Origin of the sequence: Frankia sp. Mgl5, assembly GCF_023242985.1 — a bacterium.
Lineage (GTDB): Bacteria > Actinomycetota > Actinomycetes > Frankiales > Frankiaceae > Parafrankia > Parafrankia soli.
In genome coordinates this window covers 1-256 of record NZ_JALKFY010000213.1, presented here as the reverse complement: position 1 = coordinate 256, position 256 = coordinate 1, and the positions used below count along the sequence as shown (strand labels likewise).

1 protein-coding gene is annotated in these 256 nt (G+C 53.5%); it reads left to right on the top strand.

Annotated features, from left to right (window positions below; genetic code table 11):
* Positions 1 to 44: 44 nt before the first annotated feature.
* The coding region (locus MXD62_RS09060) for a beta-ketoacyl synthase N-terminal-like domain-containing protein (RefSeq protein ID WP_308301218.1) at positions 45 to 256 on the top strand (212 nt) is incomplete at its 3' end.

Genomic DNA, 256 nt, shown 5'->3' with positions numbered 1-256 from the left:
ATCGATTGGATCCCTCGCTTGTTGACGACGTGAAAATGGGGTGTGTGACACAAATCGGCGAACAGGGGGGCAACATCGCTCGCTTGGCATCACTGATCGCAGGCTTTCCGGTCGAGGTTTGTGGCGTGACCTCAAACAGGGCATGTGGTTCAAGCTTGGAAACGCTAAATCAGGCTGCGCATGAAATCATCGCCGGAATGAGCGATGTTGTCATTGCAGCGGGTGTTGAAAGCATGAACCGGGTTGTCATGGGAAG